Annotated in this window: 11 protein-coding genes; 2 read left to right on the forward strand and 9 right to left on the reverse strand. The window is 61.1% G+C overall.

Translation table 11 applies throughout. From position 1 onward, the window contains the following. Positions 1-29: 29 nt before the first annotated feature. Complete coding sequence (locus K1X80_RS12280) at positions 30-4,889, forward strand: NAD-glutamate dehydrogenase (protein ID WP_057439671.1); 4,860 nt, start codon at positions 30-32, stop codon at positions 4,887-4,889. A gap of 1,305 nt (positions 4,890-6,194) precedes the next feature. On the opposite strand, the gene K1X80_RS12285 is transcribed toward K1X80_RS12280, so the two are convergent. The 3 genes from K1X80_RS12285 to K1X80_RS12295 all read right to left on the reverse strand — a co-directional run bounded on the left by K1X80_RS12285 (position 6,195) and on the right by K1X80_RS12295 (position 8,990). Continuing rightward, positions 6,195-6,872, reverse strand: a complete 678-nt coding sequence (locus K1X80_RS12285; protein ID WP_057959826.1) for a GntR family transcriptional regulator — start codon at positions 6,870-6,872, stop codon at positions 6,195-6,197. A 15-nt stretch (positions 6,873-6,887) separates the two neighbouring features. Further along, positions 6,888-7,589, reverse strand: coding sequence for a FadR/GntR family transcriptional regulator (locus tag K1X80_RS12290; RefSeq protein WP_057439669.1), 702 nt, complete (start codon positions 7,587-7,589; stop codon positions 6,888-6,890). A gap of 90 nt (positions 7,590-7,679) precedes the next feature. Continuing rightward, positions 7,680-8,990 (reverse strand): C4-dicarboxylate transporter DctA, encoded by a 1,311-nt coding sequence (locus K1X80_RS12295; protein ID WP_057439668.1) that lies wholly within the window; start codon positions 8,988-8,990, stop codon positions 7,680-7,682. 232 nt (positions 8,991-9,222) lie between these two features. Between K1X80_RS12295 and K1X80_RS12300 the strand changes: the two genes are divergently transcribed. Continuing rightward, positions 9,223-9,852, forward strand: a complete 630-nt coding sequence (locus K1X80_RS12300) for a DNA-3-methyladenine glycosylase I (RefSeq protein ID WP_057439667.1) — start codon at positions 9,223-9,225, stop codon at positions 9,850-9,852. Positions 9,853-9,881: 29 nt separating this feature from the next. On the opposite strand, the gene K1X80_RS12305 is transcribed toward K1X80_RS12300, so the two are convergent. The 6 genes from K1X80_RS12305 to K1X80_RS12330 all read right to left on the reverse strand — a co-directional run bounded on the left by K1X80_RS12305 (position 9,882) and on the right by K1X80_RS12330 (position 15,578). Beyond that, positions 9,882-11,315: a PLP-dependent aminotransferase family protein gene (locus tag K1X80_RS12305; protein WP_057959825.1), complete on the reverse strand. Its 1,434-nt coding sequence runs from the start codon at positions 11,313-11,315 to the stop codon at positions 9,882-9,884. A gap of 165 nt (positions 11,316-11,480) precedes the next feature. Beyond that, positions 11,481-12,248, reverse strand: coding sequence for an SDR family oxidoreductase (locus K1X80_RS12310; protein ID WP_057439666.1), 768 nt, complete (start codon positions 12,246-12,248; stop codon positions 11,481-11,483). Positions 12,249-12,265: 17 nt separating this feature from the next. Beyond that, positions 12,266-13,333 (reverse strand): phosphotransferase family protein, encoded by a 1,068-nt coding sequence (locus K1X80_RS12315; RefSeq protein ID WP_120732624.1) that lies wholly within the window; start codon positions 13,331-13,333, stop codon positions 12,266-12,268. Positions 13,334-13,462: 129 nt separating this feature from the next. Beyond that, positions 13,463-14,416 (reverse strand): 2-hydroxyacid dehydrogenase, encoded by a 954-nt coding sequence (locus K1X80_RS12320; protein ID WP_057959824.1) that lies wholly within the window; start codon positions 14,414-14,416, stop codon positions 13,463-13,465. 156 nt (positions 14,417-14,572) lie between these two features. Continuing rightward, entirely contained in the window at positions 14,573-15,004 is a 432-nt protein-coding gene (locus K1X80_RS12325) for a hypothetical protein (protein ID WP_057959823.1), read from the reverse strand. A gap of 79 nt (positions 15,005-15,083) precedes the next feature. After that, entirely contained in the window at positions 15,084-15,578 is a 495-nt protein-coding gene (locus K1X80_RS12330; RefSeq protein ID WP_057959822.1) for a DUF4822 domain-containing protein, read from the reverse strand. Positions 15,579-15,749: the final 171 nt, after the last annotated feature.

Here is a 15,749-nt window from a genome sequence, read left to right on the forward strand (position 1 = left end):
CAATAACAAGCCCAAGCGGAGTACCACAGATGGCGTTCTTCACCGCAGCCAGCAAAGCCGACTTCCAGCATCAACTGCAAGCGGCACTGGCGCAGCACATCAGTGAACAGGCACTGCCACAAGTGGCGCTGTTCGCTGAACAATTCTTCGGCATCATTTCCCTGGACGAGCTGACCCAGCGTCGCATGTCCGACCTGGCCGGTTGCACCCTGTCTGCCTGGCGCCTGCTTGAGCGCTTTGATCACACCCAGCCGCAAGTGCGGGTCTACAACCCCGACTACGAACGCCACGGCTGGCAGTCGACCCACACTGCGGTCGAGGTCTTGCACCATGACCTGCCGTTCCTCGTGGATTCGGTGCGCACTGAGCTGAACCGTCGCGGCTACAGCATCCATACCCTGCAAACCACCGTACTCAGCGTGCGCCGTGGCAAGAAGGGCGAGTTGCTGGAAATCCTGCCCAAGGGCACCCAGGGCGAAGACGTCCTGCAAGAATCCCTGATGTACCTGGAGATCGACCGCTGCGCCAACGCCGCCGAGCTGAACGTCCTGAGCAAGGAACTTGAGCAGGTACTGGGCGAAGTGCGGGTGGCCGTGGCTGATTTCGAGCCGATGAAAGCCAAGGTCCAGGAGTTGCTGGACAGCATCGATAACAGCCCGTTGACCATCGACGGTGAAGAAAAGGCCGAGATCAAAAGTTTCCTGGAATGGCTGGTGGGCAACCACTTCACCTTCCTCGGCTACGAAGAATTTGTGGTACGTGACGAGAAGGACGGCGGTCATCTGGAATATGACGCCAACTCCTTCCTCGGCCTGACCAAACTGCTGCGCGCCGGCCTCACCGCTGAAGACCTGCGCATCGAAGATTACGCCGTGGCCTACCTGCGCGAGCCGACCGTGTTGTCGTTCGCCAAGGCCGCGCACCCAAGCCGTGTACACCGTCCGGCTTACCCTGACTACGTGTCGATCCGCCAGATCGATGCTGACGGCAAGGTCGTCAAGGAATGCCGCTTCATGGGCCTCTACACCTCCTCGGTGTACGGCGAAAGCGTGCGGGTGATTCCTTATATCCGCCGCAAGGTCGCGGAAATCGAGCGCCGCTCGGGCTTCCAGGCCAAGGCGCACCTGGGCAAGGAGCTGGCCCAGGTGGTTGAAGTGCTGCCCCGCGACGACCTGTTCCAGACCCCGGTGGACGAGCTGTTCAGCACCGTGATGTCGATCGTGCAGATCCAGGAGCGCAACAAGATCCGCGTGTTCCTGCGCAAAGACCCGTACGGCCGTTTCTGCTACTGCCTGGCCTACGTGCCGCGCGATATCTACTCCACCGAAGTGCGCCAGAAGATCCAGCAAGTGCTGATGGATCGCCTGAAAGCCTCGGATTGCGAATTCTGGACGTTCTTCTCCGAGTCCGTACTGGCCCGTGTCCAGCTGATTCTGCGGGTCGATCCGAAGAACCGCCTGGATATCGACCCGCTGCTCCTGGAAAAAGAAGTGGTGCAGGCCTGCCGCAGCTGGCAGGACGACTACGCGAGCCTGGTGGTCGAAAGCTTCGGCGAAGCCCACGGCACCAATGTGCTGGCGGATTTCCCGAAAGGCTTCCCGGCAGGCTACCGCGAGCGCTTTGCCGCGCACTCGGCCGTGGTCGACATGCAGCACCTGTTGAACCTGACCGAAGCCAAGCCACTGGTGATGAGCTTCTATCAGCCTTTGGGCCACGTGACCGGCCAGCAGGAATTGCATTGCAAGCTGTACCACGCTGACACTCCGCTGGCGTTGTCGGATGTGCTGCCGATCCTCGAGAACCTCGGCCTGCGCGTGCTCGGTGAGTTCCCGTACCGCCTGCGCCACGCCAATGGCCGCGAGTTCTGGATCCATGACTTTGCGTTCACCGCCGCCGAAGGCCTGAACCTCGATATCCAGCAGCTCAACGACACCCTGCAGGATGCGTTCGTGCACATCGTCAATGGCGATGCCGAGAACGATGCATTCAACCGCCTGGTACTGACTGCCGGCTTGCCATGGCGTGACGTGGCGCTGCTGCGTGCTTATGCCCGTTACCTGAAGCAGATCCGCCTGGGCTTCGACCTGGGTTACATCGCCAGCACCCTGAACAACCACACCGACATCGCCCGCGAGTTGACCCGGTTGTTCAAGACGCGCTTCTACCTGGCGCGCAAGCTGACTGCCGACGACCTGGAAGACAAGCAGCAGCGCCTGGAGCAAGCGATCCTCAACGCCCTGGACGATGTGCAGGTGCTTAATGAAGACCGGATCCTGCGGCGCTACCTGGACCTGATCAAGGCCACCCTGCGCACCAACTTCTACCAGGCGGATGCCAACGGCCAGAACAAGTCGTACTTCAGCTTCAAGTTCAACCCCCACGCTATTCCCGAGTTGCCCAAGCCAGTGCCGAAGTTTGAAATCTTCGTCTACTCGCCGCGGGTCGAAGGCGTGCACCTGCGCTTCGGTAACGTTGCCCGTGGCGGCCTGCGCTGGTCCGACCGTGAAGAAGACTTCCGCACCGAAGTGCTGGGCCTGGTAAAAGCCCAGCAGGTGAAGAACTCGGTGATCGTGCCGGTCGGCGCCAAGGGCGGCTTCCTGCCGCGTCGCCTGCCATTGGGCGGCAGCCGGGACGAGATCGCGGCCGAGGGCATCGCCTGCTACCGCATCTTCATTTCCGGTCTGTTGGACATTACCGACAACCTGAAAGACGGTGCCCTGGTGCCGCCGTTGAACGTGGTCCGCCACGACAACGACGACCCGTACCTGGTAGTGGCGGCCGACAAAGGCACCGCGACCTTCTCCGATATCGCCAACGGCATCGCCATCGACTACGGCTTCTGGCTGGGCGATGCGTTTGCCTCTGGTGGTTCGGCCGGTTACGACCACAAGAAAATGGGCATCACCGCCAAGGGCGCGTGGGTCGGTGTGCAGCGTCACTTCCGTGAGCGCGGCATCAATGTGCAGAAAGACAGCATTACCGTGGTCGGCGTCGGCGACATGGCCGGTGACGTGTTCGGCAACGGCTTGTTGATGTCCGACAAGCTGCAACTGGTCGCGGCCTTCAACCACCTGCATATCTTTATTGATCCAAACCCGAACCCGGAAACCAGCTTCATCGAGCGCCAGCGTATGTTTGAGCTGCCGCGTTCGGCCTGGTCGGACTACGACACCAGCATCATGTCCGAAGGCGGCGGGATCTTCTCGCGCAGCGCCAAAAGCATTGCCATCTCGCCCCAGATGAAAGAACGCTTCGACATCCAGGCCGACAAGCTGACCCCGACCGAGCTGCTGAACGCCTTGCTCAAGGCGCCGGTGGACCTGTTGTGGAACGGCGGTATCGGCACCTACGTCAAGGCCAGCACCGAAAGCCACGCCGATGTCGGCGACAAGGCCAACGACGCGCTGCGCGTCAACGGCAACGAGCTGCGCTGCAAAGTAGTGGGCGAGGGCGGTAACCTGGGCATGACCCAGCTGGGTCGCGTGGAATTCGGCCTCAATGGCGGCGGTTCCAACACCGACTTTATCGACAACGCCGGTGGTGTGGACTGCTCCGACCACGAAGTGAACATCAAGATCCTGCTCAACGAAGTGGTGCAGGCTGGCGACATGACCGACAAGCAACGCAACCAGTTGCTGGCGAGCATGACCGACGAAGTCGGCAGCCTGGTGTTGGGCAACAACTACAAGCAGACCCAGGCCCTGTCCCTGGCGGCGCGCAAAGCCTACGAGCGTGCGGCCGAGTACAAGCGTCTGATGAGCGACCTGGAAGGCCGCGGCAAGCTGGACCGCGCCATCGAGTACCTGCCGACCGAGGAGCAGCTCGTCGAGCGCGCCGCGACCGGCAAGGGCCTGACCCGTCCGGAACTGTCGGTGCTGATTTCCTACAGTAAGATCGACCTCAAGGAAGCGCTGCTCAAGTCCCTGGTACCGGATGACGACTACCTGACCCGCGACATGGAGACCGCGTTCCCGCCGAGCCTGGTGGCCAAGTTCGGCGAGGCCATGCGTCGCCACCGCCTCAAGCGCGAGATCGTCAGCACCCAGATCGCCAACGACCTGGTCAACCACATGGGCATCACCTTCGTGCAACGCCTCAAAGAGTCGACCGGCATGAGCCCGGCGAACGTGGCGGGCGCCTATGTGATCGTGCGCGACATCTTCCACCTCCCGCACTGGTTCCGTCAGATCGAAGCCCTGGATCACCAGGTCTCGGCTGAAGTGCAACTGGCGCTGATGGACGAACTGATGCGCCTGGGCCGTCGGGCTACCCGTTGGTTCCTGCGCAGCCGTCGCAACGAGCAGGATGCCGCGCGTGATGTGGCGCACTTCGGTCCGCACCTGGCGGCGTTGGGCCTCAAGCTCGACGAACTGCTGGAAGGCCCGACCCGCGAAGGCTGGCAGAACCGTTACCAGGCCTATGTCGAAGCCGGTGTGCCTGAGCTGTTGGCGCGCATGGTTGCTGGCACCACGCACCTGTACACCTTGTTGCCGATCATCGAGGCTGCTGACGTTACCGGTCAGAGCGCTGCCGATGTGGCCAAGGCCTACTTCGCCGTGGGCAGCGCCCTGGACTTGCCGTGGTACCTGCAGCAGATCAGCGATCTGCCGGTGGGCAACAACTGGCAGGCCCAGGCCCGCGAAGCCTTCCGCGATGACGTGGACTGGCAGCAACGGGCGATCACCATCAAGGTTCTGCAAATGGCCGATGCGCCAGAAGACATGGAAGCCCGCGTGGCCCTGTGGCTTGAGCAGAACGCGAGCATGGTCGAACGCTGGCGCGCGATGATGGTGGAAATCCGGGCTGCGGTCGGCACGGACTACGCCATGTACGCGGTGGCCAACCGGGAACTGCTGGACCTGGCCATGAGTGGTCAAGCGGTGCTGTAATCGGCTGCTAGCGCGTTAAAACAAAGCCCCGTCTCGCGAGAGACGGGGCTTTTTGTTTTCACTCGATTCAATGTAGGGTGTATGCAAAATTTGCTGCCCCTGGTGCCCCTTGTGGGAGCGGGCTTGCCCGCGATAGCGGCAGTCCAGTCACTGTCGCTGGCGGCTGACCCACCGCCATCGCAGGCAAGCCAGCTCCCACATTTGATTTGGGGTGGTACCAACATTCTCTGCCACACGAAGATCCCCTGTGGGAGCGGGCTTGCTCGCGAAAGCGGCAGTCCAGTCACTGTTTCTGGCGGCTGACCCACCGCCATCGCAGGCAAGCCAGCTCCCACATTTGATTTGTGGTGGTACCAACATTCTCTGACCCGCGCAGATCCCCTGTGGGAGCGGGCTTGCTCGCGATAGCGACAGTCCAGTCACTGTTTCTGGCGGCTGACCCACCGCCATCGCAGGCAAGCCAGCTCCCACATTTGATTTGTGGTGGTACCAAAATTCTCTGCCTCGCGCAGATCCCCTGTGGGAGCGGGCTTGCTCGCGAAAGCGGCAGTCCAGTCACTACTTCTGGCAACTGATCTACCGCCATCGTAAGCAAGCCAGTTCCCACATTTGATTTGTGGTGGTACCAACATTCTCTGCCCCGCGCAGATCCCCTGTGGGAGCGGGCTTGCTCGCGAAAGCGGCAGTCCAGTCACTACTTCTGGCAACTGATCTACCGCCATCGTAGGCAAGCCAGTTCCCACATTTGATTTGTGGTGGTACCAAAATTCTCTGCCTCGCGCAGATCCCCTGTGGGAGCGGGCTTGCCCGCGATAGCGACAGTCCAGTCACTGTTGCTGGCGGCTGACTCACCGCCATCGCAGGCAAGCCAGCTACTACATTTGATTTGTGGTGGTACCAACATTCTCTGCCCCGCGCAGATCCCCTGTGGGAGCGGGCTTGCTCGCGAAAGCGGCAGTCCAGTCACTGTTTCTGGCGGCTGATACACCGCCATCGCAGGCAAGCCAGCTCCCACATTTGATTTGTGGTGGTACCAAAATTCTCTGCCCCGCGCAGATCCCCTGTGGGAGCGGGCTTGCTCGCGAAAGCGGCAGTCCAGTCACTGTTTCTGGCAACTGATCTACCGCCATCGCAGGCAAGCCAGCTCCCACATTTGATTTGTGGTGGTACCAACATTCTCTGCGCCGCGCAGATCCCCTGTGGGAGCGGGCTTGCCCGCGATAGAGGCAGTCCAGTCACTGTTGCTGGCAGCTGACCCACCGCCATCGCAAGCAAGCCAGCTCCCACAGTTGAATCTCCATTGGCTTACGAGAGTTGTGCTTGCAGATGATCCAGATGTTGGGTCATCAGGCTTACGGCCGTGCCCCCATCCCTGCGCTCCAGTGCCTCGATCATCGCCGACTGCTCACGCCAGGTCCCGGCGAACGCTCCCTGTTGCGCAATGACCAGTGAGGTCAACGGCACCAGGCTATTGAGAAACTGCGCCAGTGGCCGATTCCCCGCAATGCTCGCCAGCAATAGGTGAAACTCGCCACATAGGCGGATGGCCGGGCCTTGCTGGCCCTGTTCGACGCACGCCCGTTGGCGCGCCACCAGTTCGCGCAAGCGCCGCACCTGGCCGGGGCTGGCCTGTGCGCATGCCAATTGCACCACGGTCACTTCCATCAAGCGCCGCGCCTCGAGAATGTGTTGCACCTGCTGCGCATCGGGCGCCGCCACCTGGGCACGCAGGTTGGGGCGCAGGATGATCACTTGCTGCTCGGCCAGGCGCGCCAGGACCCGGCGCAGTACGCTGCGGCTGACGCCAAATTGTTCGGCCAGGCCTTCTTCGGTAAAGCGGCTGGTGGGCACGATGCGCTGTTCGAGGATGGCATCGAACAGCCGTGGGTAGAGGTCATCCACCGAGGGCCGTTTACCGGGCACCAGGCGCATGGGGGGCGGGGCGGTGACAACGTTAGTGCGTTGCAGGGCATGAGCGCTCATGGCCAGCCTCCAGAGTCAGTTGCCGAGATGGTCGTCGGGAATGTTCAGGGCGGTCCCCATGCGCTGGCCTTCGTTGAGGATATGGCGGCGCATTTCGGCGCTGGCCTGGGCGCTGTTCTTGCTGCGGATCGCGCGCACCACCGCTTCGTTTTCCTGCAGGCGCTCGGCCAGGTGTTCGGGGGAGTTGCGCAACACCTGGGCGCTTTGCTTGAGGGCGTTGCTAGTCTGCTGCACCACGTTCTGGAAGATCGGGTTGGAGGTCAGGGCGAACAGTTCTTCGTGGAAGGCGATGTAGGCGTTCATCCCCGCTTCACTGTCGTTGGCGTCCAGGGCTTCGCGCATGTCCATCAGGGTCAGGCGCAGTTGCCCGATTTCCTTGCTGGTGATGGACTGGGCCACCAGGCCGACGATAAACGGCTCCAGGGTGTAGCGCAGTTGCAGGATGTCGGCGAGGCTGGCGTCGGCCACGGCATCATGGGCTTGGGGCTCGTTGACGCTGGTTTCCAGCACGACCACACCTTTGCCGGGCATCGAGCGCACCAGGCCGAGGGTTTCCAGGACGATCACGGCTTCGCGCAGGCTCGGGCGGCTGATGCCCAATTGTTCGGCCAGTTCGCGCTGGCCGGGGAGCATTTCGCCACGCCGCCATTGGCCTCGGGCCAGGGCGGCGCGTAGTTTTTCTACGACTGAATTGACGACGGTTGAGGTGCTGATCACGCCGGGCTCCTTATGTTGCAAACACAAACGGTAAAAATGGCGACGATTAACGGTGGGAGCGAGCAAGCCCGCTCCCACACTCGATCTGCGCTAGAACTCCTGGTGAGCCGGCAACACCGGCTTCTTGGCCTGGAACGCATACCCTTGCTGCCCCTCCAGCACCTTGTTGGCCCGTTGCAGATCAATGTCCTTTTCCCAGCGGGCAATGGCCACGGTGGCCACGCAGTTGCCGATCAGGTTGGTCAGTGCACGGCCAATCCCCATAAACCAGTCCACGGCCAACACCAGCACCAGGCCCACCACCGGGATGGCGGGAATGGCGGTGAGGGTCGCGGCCAGAATCACCAGGGCCGAGCCCGGTATGCCGTGGGCACCCTTGGAGGTGATCAGCGACACCAGCAGGATGGTCAGCAGATCGGTCATCGACAACGGCGTACCGGTGGCGTTGGCGATAAACACAATGGCCAGGGTCAGGTAGATCGAGAAACCATCGAGGTTGAACGAGTAACCGGTGGGGATCACCAGGCCGACGGTGGAACTGCCGATGCCCAGGTGCTCCAGTTTACGCATGATCTGTGGCAACACTGCATCGGATGACGCGGTGCCCATCACGATCAGCAGCTCTTCGCGCAGGTATTTGAGCAGCGGCAGCATGCGCAGGCCCGACAGGCGCATCACCGCGCCCAGGATCAGCGCGACAAACGCGATGCAGGTCAGGTAGAACAGACCCACCAGGCTGCCCAGGTGCTGTAGCGAATCCAGGCCATAGGTGCTGGTGGTAAAGGCGATGGCACCGAATACGCCGATGGGCGCCAGGCGCACGATCATGCCCATGATGCGGAAGATCACATGGCTCAGTTCGTTGATCAGTCGTGAAATGCCCGACGCCGCTTCCCCTACCAGGTTCAGCGCACTGCCGAACAGCACTGAGAACAACAGCACTTGCAGTACGTTGTTGTCGGCAAAGGCGCCGATCACCGAGTTGGGGATCAGGTCCATCAGGAACTGACTAGTGCCCTTGATATGTTGGCCACGATCCGCCAATTCATTGAGGCCGGCGGAAGACAGCTGTTCCAGATGGATATTGGCCCCGCTACCGATCCCGGTACTGAAGGCCAGCACCAGGCCCAGTACTAGGGCGATGGTGGTGAGGATTTCGAAATAGATCACCGACTTGAGGCCGATGCGCCCGACTTTTTTCAGGTCGCCAGCACCGGAAATGCCGCTGACCACCACGCAGAACACGATCAGGCCGATCAGCATCTTGATCAGCTTGATAAAGCCGTCACCCAGGGGTTTGAGTTGTGAGGAGAATTCGGGAAGGGCCAAGCCGCACGCGATGCCGAGCATCAGGCCTATGACGACTTGCAGGAAAATCGAACGCGAGCACCATCTGAGCATGGGAAGGATCTCTATTCGGTGCCCTGGTGGGTCCAGGGCTTAATTGTTGTGGTCTTACCGGTAAGTCCAGTGCGCGGCCAGTCTACGCTCGGTTTTTTGCAAACTACAAGGGGGGGAGGGGCTGTTTAGGTTGTCCGGTCTTACCAGTTGCTCGGTAACCGTGATGCTTGAGCGGTTGGCGGTCTGGAAAATTTTTCGCTTATCATCCCCGGCTTGGCTGCTGAGGTGATGCATGGACAAGCCTGGACTGACAACCGATGAAACGGGACTGACCCGTTGTACATGGCGAACGGCCGCTGCCGAGTACCCCGATTACCACGATCACGAATGGGGTGTACCGGTTGCCGATGATAGGGCGCTGTACGAGAAAATCTGCCTGGAAGGCTTCCAGGCCGGCATGGCGTGGATCACCATTCTGCGCAAGCGCGAGCATTTTCGCCGGGCGTTCGAGGGTTTTGATTTTCGCCGGGTGGCGCAGTACACCGAGCAGGATATCCAGCGCTTGATGGCCGACCCTGGCATTGTGCGCAACCGGGCGAAAATCCTCTCGACCCTCAACAATGCGCGCAGGGCCTGCGAGCTGGTGGATGAATACGGCTCGCTGGCGGCCTGGTTGTGGGCATTCGAGCCGGCGGCCGACGAGCGCCCGGCGGTGGTGGACATGGCCTATTGGACGGGCAACCCGACGTCGCCGGCGTCGGTACGCTTGTCCAAGGCCTTGAAGAAGCGCGGCTGGACATTCGTCGGGCCGACGACGATGTATGCATTCATGCAGGCGATGGGGATGGTCAATGACCACCTGGAAGGCTGCGCCTGTCGGCAGCCAATTGAAGACCTGCGCCGCCAGTTCAGGCGCCCCTGAGTCCTGAACTGGCAGGGCCTCCTTACTCCTCAGCCAATCTGCAACAGGATATCGCGCACCTTGTCCAGGGATGGGTCGATATCCAGGGTCTCGATGGCGCCGAAGCCGAAGATCAAGCCACTACGCACCGGCGCCTGATGGAAAAACACGTCCAGTGGATACAGGCCGACTTCCACCTGGCGCGCCCGTTCGATCAGCAGGGGGATGTTCACGGGCACTTTGCACAGTGCGGCCAAGTGGAACCCGGCCACGCTGGGCACGGCTTCGAACCAGGGCGACAGGTCGCCGGCCAGGCGGCTGAGGATGCGTTCGCGGCGGGTGGTGTAGACCGCATGACAACGCCGAATGTGCTTGAGCAAATAGCCTTCGCTGATGAACTTGGCCAGGGCCCATTGCGGCAGTGTCGAGCTGTGCTGGTCGCTCAGTTGCTTGGCCTTGAGTACCGCGCCGCGGATGGCCGGTGGCAACACCGTGTAGCCCAGGCGCAGCTCTGGGAGCAGGGTCTTGGAGAAGGTTCCGACATAGGCGACGATGCCTCGTGTATCCATGCTTTGCAGGGCGTCAGTGGGGCGGCCTTCGTAGCGGAACTCACTGTCGTAGTCGTCCTCGATGACAATTGCGCCCAGCGCCAGCGCCCGTTTCAGCAGCGCTTCGCGGCGCGGCAGGCTCATGGGGATACCCAATGGAAACTGGTGGGACGGGGTGACGTAGATCAGTCGGGTGCCTTCGGGAATCAACTCGACCTGGATCCCTTGCGCGTCCAGCGGCACGCCGGCCACCGTGGCGCCCATGGCTTCGAAAAGCAGGCGCGCCGGGGCGTAGCCGGGGTCTTCCATGGCGACGATGCTGCCCGGTTCCAGCACCACGCGGGCGATCAGGTCCAGTGCCTGCTGGGCACCGTTGCACACCACAATGTCGTCGTCGCAGCAGTTGACCCCACGGGAAAAGGCGATATGCCCGGCAATCGCATTGCGCAAGGCCGGCAAGCCCTCGGGCTGGCCGTAGAAACCACTGTTTTTGGCAATGCGGCGCAGAGCGTCCTGGGTGCAACGTCGCCATTCGTCCTGGGGGAACAGGCTGCGGGTGGTGGCGCCACCGATGAACTCGCAGCGCAACGTGCTTTCGCGTGTCGGATGGCGCATGGGCGAGGGCAGGGCCTGCCACTTGGCCAGGTTGGCGGCGCAGGCCAGGTCGGCTGCACTTTGCAGGCCCTTTGGCCGCAGCGCATGGGGGGTGACGAAGGTGCCACGGCCGATCTTGCCGATCAGCAGGCCTTCGTAGGTCAGGGTGGTGTAGGTGTCGGACACGGTCTTGCGCGACACCCCCAACTGCTCGGCCAGCAAGCGGCTGGGGGGCAACTGCGCGCCAGCGGCCAGGCGTCCTGATTCAATCGCGTCGCGCAGTTGCTGGTAAAGCTGTTCGGCCAGGTCCTTGCGGCCCTGGATGACGACGTGCAGTTCCATGTTTCATTCCGAGGCGGTCAATTCTGCCAAGGTTACTCGTATGTACCGGCCACGCCGATCAAAAATGTGGGAGCGGGCTTGCTCGCGAAAGCAGTGGGTCAGTCAACATCAATGTTTGCTGGGCCGACGTCTTCGCGAGCAAGCCCGCTCCCACACAAGCGTGGGTCAGGAGAGGAAGCCACCGTCCACATTCAGCGAAACACCCGTGGTGTAGGTCGAGGCATCGCTGGCCAGGTACAGCACCGCGCCGGCCATTTCACTGGGGTCGGCCACGCGCTTGAGCGGGATCTGGGCCAGGGCCATGTTCAGGATCGACTCGTTTTTCACCAGGGCCGAGGCAAACTTGGTGTCGGTCAGGCCCGGCAGCAGGGCGTTGCAGCGGATGCCGAACGGCGCGCATTCCTTGGCAAACACCTTGGTCATATTGATCACGGCGGCCTTGGTCACCGAGTAGATGCCCTGGAAGTGCCCCGGGGAAATGCCGTTGATCGAGGCCACGTTGATGATGCTGCCGCCACCGTTGTCACGCATCAGCTTGCCGGCTTCCACTGACATGAAGAAGTAGCCACGGATGTTCACGTCGACGGTTTTCTGGAACGCGCCGAGGTCGGTGTCCAGCACGTTGCAGAACTGGGGGTTGGTCGCGGCGTTGTTGACCAGGATGTCCAGGCGCCCGAACTGCTGGCGAATGCCGGCAAACACCTCGCTGATCTGCTCCATCTCGCCGATATGGCAGGCAATGGCCGTGGCCTTGCCGCCGGCGGCGATGATTGCATCGGCCACGTGCTGGCAGCCGTCGATCTTGCGGCTCGAGACAATCACGTGGGCACCTTGCTGGGCCAGCAGCTTGGCGATGGCCTCACCAATGCCACGGCTGGCCCCGGAAACAAACGCGATCTTGCCATCGAGGTCGAACAGATGAGTCTTGGACATGGTGGTTCCTTGTCGGGTCAGAGGGTGGATTTGTGGATGACGTTCAGACTCATCTGTTCCAGCAGCGTGTTCATGCGGATGAACTGCGCGAAACGTTTGTCCTGGGTCTGGCCATGGAAGAAGCGGTAGTAGATCTGCTGCACGATGCCGGCCAGACGGAACAGGCCGTAGGTGTAGTAGAAGTCGAAATTGTCGATCTGGATGCCGGAGCGCTCGGCGTAGTAATCGACAAACTGGCGGCGGGTCAGCATGCCGGGGGCGTTGCTCGGTTGGCGGCGCATCAGTTGCACGGGCGCCGGGTCGGCGGCTTCGATCCAGTAGGCGAGGCTGTTGCCCAGGTCCATCAGCGGGTCGCCCAGGGTGGTCAGCTCCCAATCCAGCACGCCAATGATTTGCATCGGGTTGTTGGGGTCGAGGATCACATTGTCGAAGCGATAGTCGTTGTGCACGATGCTCGAGGTCGGATGATCGGCGGGCATCTTGTCGTTGAGCCAGGCACGCACGGCTTCCCATTTCGGGGCGTCGGGGGTCAGGGCTTTTTCGTAGCGCTCGCTCCAGCCGCGAATCTGGCGTTGCACATAACCTTCAGGCTTGCCCAGGTCGGCCAGGCCGCACGCGCTGTAGTCGACCTGGTGCAGTTCGACGAACTTGTCGATAAAGCTCTTGCACAAGGCTTCGGTGCGCGCCGCGTCCAGGCCCAGCTCCGGCGGCAGGTCCGAGCGCAGGATGATGCCCTTGACCCGTTCCATCACGTAAAACTCGGCGCCGATCACCGATTCGTCGGTGCAGTGCACGTAGGCTTTGGGGCAATAGGGGAAGCCATCCTTGAGCTGGTTGAGGATGCGGAACTCACGGCCCATGTCATGGGCCGACTTGGCCTTGTGGCCAAACGGCGGGCGGCGCAGGACGAATTCCTGTTCGGGGTATTCCAGCAGGTAGGTCAGGTTGGAGGCGCCGCCTGGAAACTGGCTGATTCTGGCGCTGCCACTCAGGCCTGGGATATGGGCCTTGAGGTAGGGGTCGATGAGGCTGGCATCCAGTTCTTCGCCTGGGCGAATCTGGGTGGATTGGTCATTGAGCGCCATGCTTATCCCTTTTGCTTATTCTTGAGGCCTTGGACTATTGGCTAATCTAATGCGCACAGCCAACCTGCCACAAGGCTGTGGTGGCTTAATAGGCTAGCGTGTTGGACGACAATCAGCGTGCCTGATCGGTCATTTTTCGGGCGGGGGCAAGGCAACCGGTGTGAGTACCGGGCGCCCGGCGAAGTGTTCCACGAGGTTTTCGGCGACCCTTTGCACGGTGTCATGGGCCGCTTCGGGCGACAGGCCGGCGACATGGGAGGTGAGCACCGTATTGCCCAGGCGCTTGAGGGCGTCGGGCACCTGGGGCTCGTCGTCGAACACATCCAGGGCCGCGCCGCCGATACGGCGTTGCTCAAGGGCGGCCACCAGGTCGGCGGTCACCACCACGCTGCCGCGGCCGATGTTCACCAGGTAGCCGTGGGGTCCCAAGGCGTCCAGGGCCTGGCGGTCGATCAGGTGGTACGTGCCGACGCCGCCGGGGGTGGCCAGCACCAGGAAGTCCGAGTTACGCGCCAGTTCCACGGCGCTGGCGCAGTAGGTGTAGTCCACGTCATCGCGGGGCTGGCGGTTGTGATAACTGACTTCCATGCCAAACCCGAGGGCGGCGCGCCTGGCGATCTCCAGGCCTACCGCGCCGAGGCCGAGGATGCCCAGCTGTTTGCCGGCGAGGGACGGGCGCATCACCTTGGGCCATTCGCCACGTCGCACGGCCGCGTCTGTCTGGGGAATGCCGCGTACCAGCGCCAGCAACAAGGCCATGGCGTGGTCGGCCACTGAGGGCGCGTTTACCCCGGCACCGTTGGTGACCACAATCTTGCGATTGCTCGCCGCCTGCAGGTCGACATGCTCATAGCCGGCACCGATCACGCAGATGATTTCCAGCAGTGGCAGGGCGGCGATCTCCTCGGCATACAACCCCAGTGGACCACGGGTCAGCACGGCACGGATCTGCCCGCCATGGGTCTTGATCGCCTGGGCGCGTTCTGCGGGGGTTGGCGCCAGAATCACATGAAAGTCGTTGCTCTCGATGATGGGCAGGTATTCATTGATGGTTTCAACCAGGACCAGAACAGTGGCGGGCATGGGGCAGCTCTTGTTGTGGGGTTTGATCTCTGGAGTATGCGGTATTTTTTGTAGTACGAATGCCCGCAGATGAAAGATGCTTCCTCGATGGGAGGCCTTGGCATGGGGATGCCAGCGTCGGCGCAGGCTGCAGACGCTGGGCATTCGTGGGGGGCGTTACTGGGTTTGTCTTACCTTGTTCTGTTCTGCCTGGGCGATTTCCCGGAAATCATAGGTGGGGAAAAACTCGGTCCGGTAGGTGCCCCATGCAGCATTTTCCAGTGCCAGATTGACCGCTGACAACCGAGAGGCGGGTAGGCGCAGGACGATGACTTGGCCGATTCCCATGGTGATGTTCCAACTGACGACTTCTACTCCCTCCGGTGGAAATACTTTGTAGAAATCCTGCTTGGCGAGTTGCGCCCTTAGTTCGCTTAATGGGCGGGATTGATCATGTTTGAGAAATACCGTCAACATAATTGCATTTTCGGGTGTGGCGTGCGGTATTTTTGCTGTCGCGGGGGCTGAGGGTTGCGCATTGGCGCCGCTGGAAAGAAGGGCGGACAACCATACGGTGGATATTAATAACGACTTGAGTTGAGTTTTCATAAGAGGCGTCTTTTTATTGTTTTATGGATTTTTGAAGTAAGTAGTCAAAGCCTGATGGTATCTGGCAGGTCAAGAATACTCAGTGGGAGGTGGAGGTTTTGATCGGCCCGTTGTAAGGCGCATGGACCACGTAGATACGAACTTTCTCGTTGGTCTCGACCATGTCCCGGGGCACTTCCCGCGAATAGGTGAACTCTTGGTTGTTGAGGACCTCAAGCCGCCTGACCACTGTTCTGGCAGGGCCCTTGTCTGGTACCAGGATATGGGTGGTTTTGTCGCCTGTGACCAGAAAGTAACCGCCACCGCCATTGTCATACTTTGACAGCCCGGTGTCGGCATAGAAAAACTCATAGCGATTACGCTCGGGGTCCCACATGGAGATGCCAACCACGCCCGGATACTTGTCCTTGACGTCAATTTGCGGGGCGCCTTCTATATAGACTTTGGTGGTCAGCCACTGGGGCGAAGAAGCGAGTGCGCGGATGTCGGAGTTTGTCGATTGTGCCTGGCTGGAAAGTGGAGCGAGCAGTCCAGCGAGAAGTAGACCTGTAAAAACGGCATGGCATTTTCGCATTGGATAATTCCTACATGGGGCGTGGGTTTTTATTCTTGTATTTGGTTGGGTATTGCTTGGGCCCGGCAGTGACGGAATATAAATGTGCTGGCAGGTGCTATCAATGCCTGGGTATATGTTTGTAACAAATCCATGGGCAATCATTTAAAAAATATTCAAATGCTCGCTGTG

This window comes from Pseudomonas sp. So3.2b, from assembly GCF_019464415.1.
Classification (GTDB): Bacteria; Pseudomonadota; Gammaproteobacteria; order Pseudomonadales; family Pseudomonadaceae; genus Aquipseudomonas; species Aquipseudomonas shahriarae.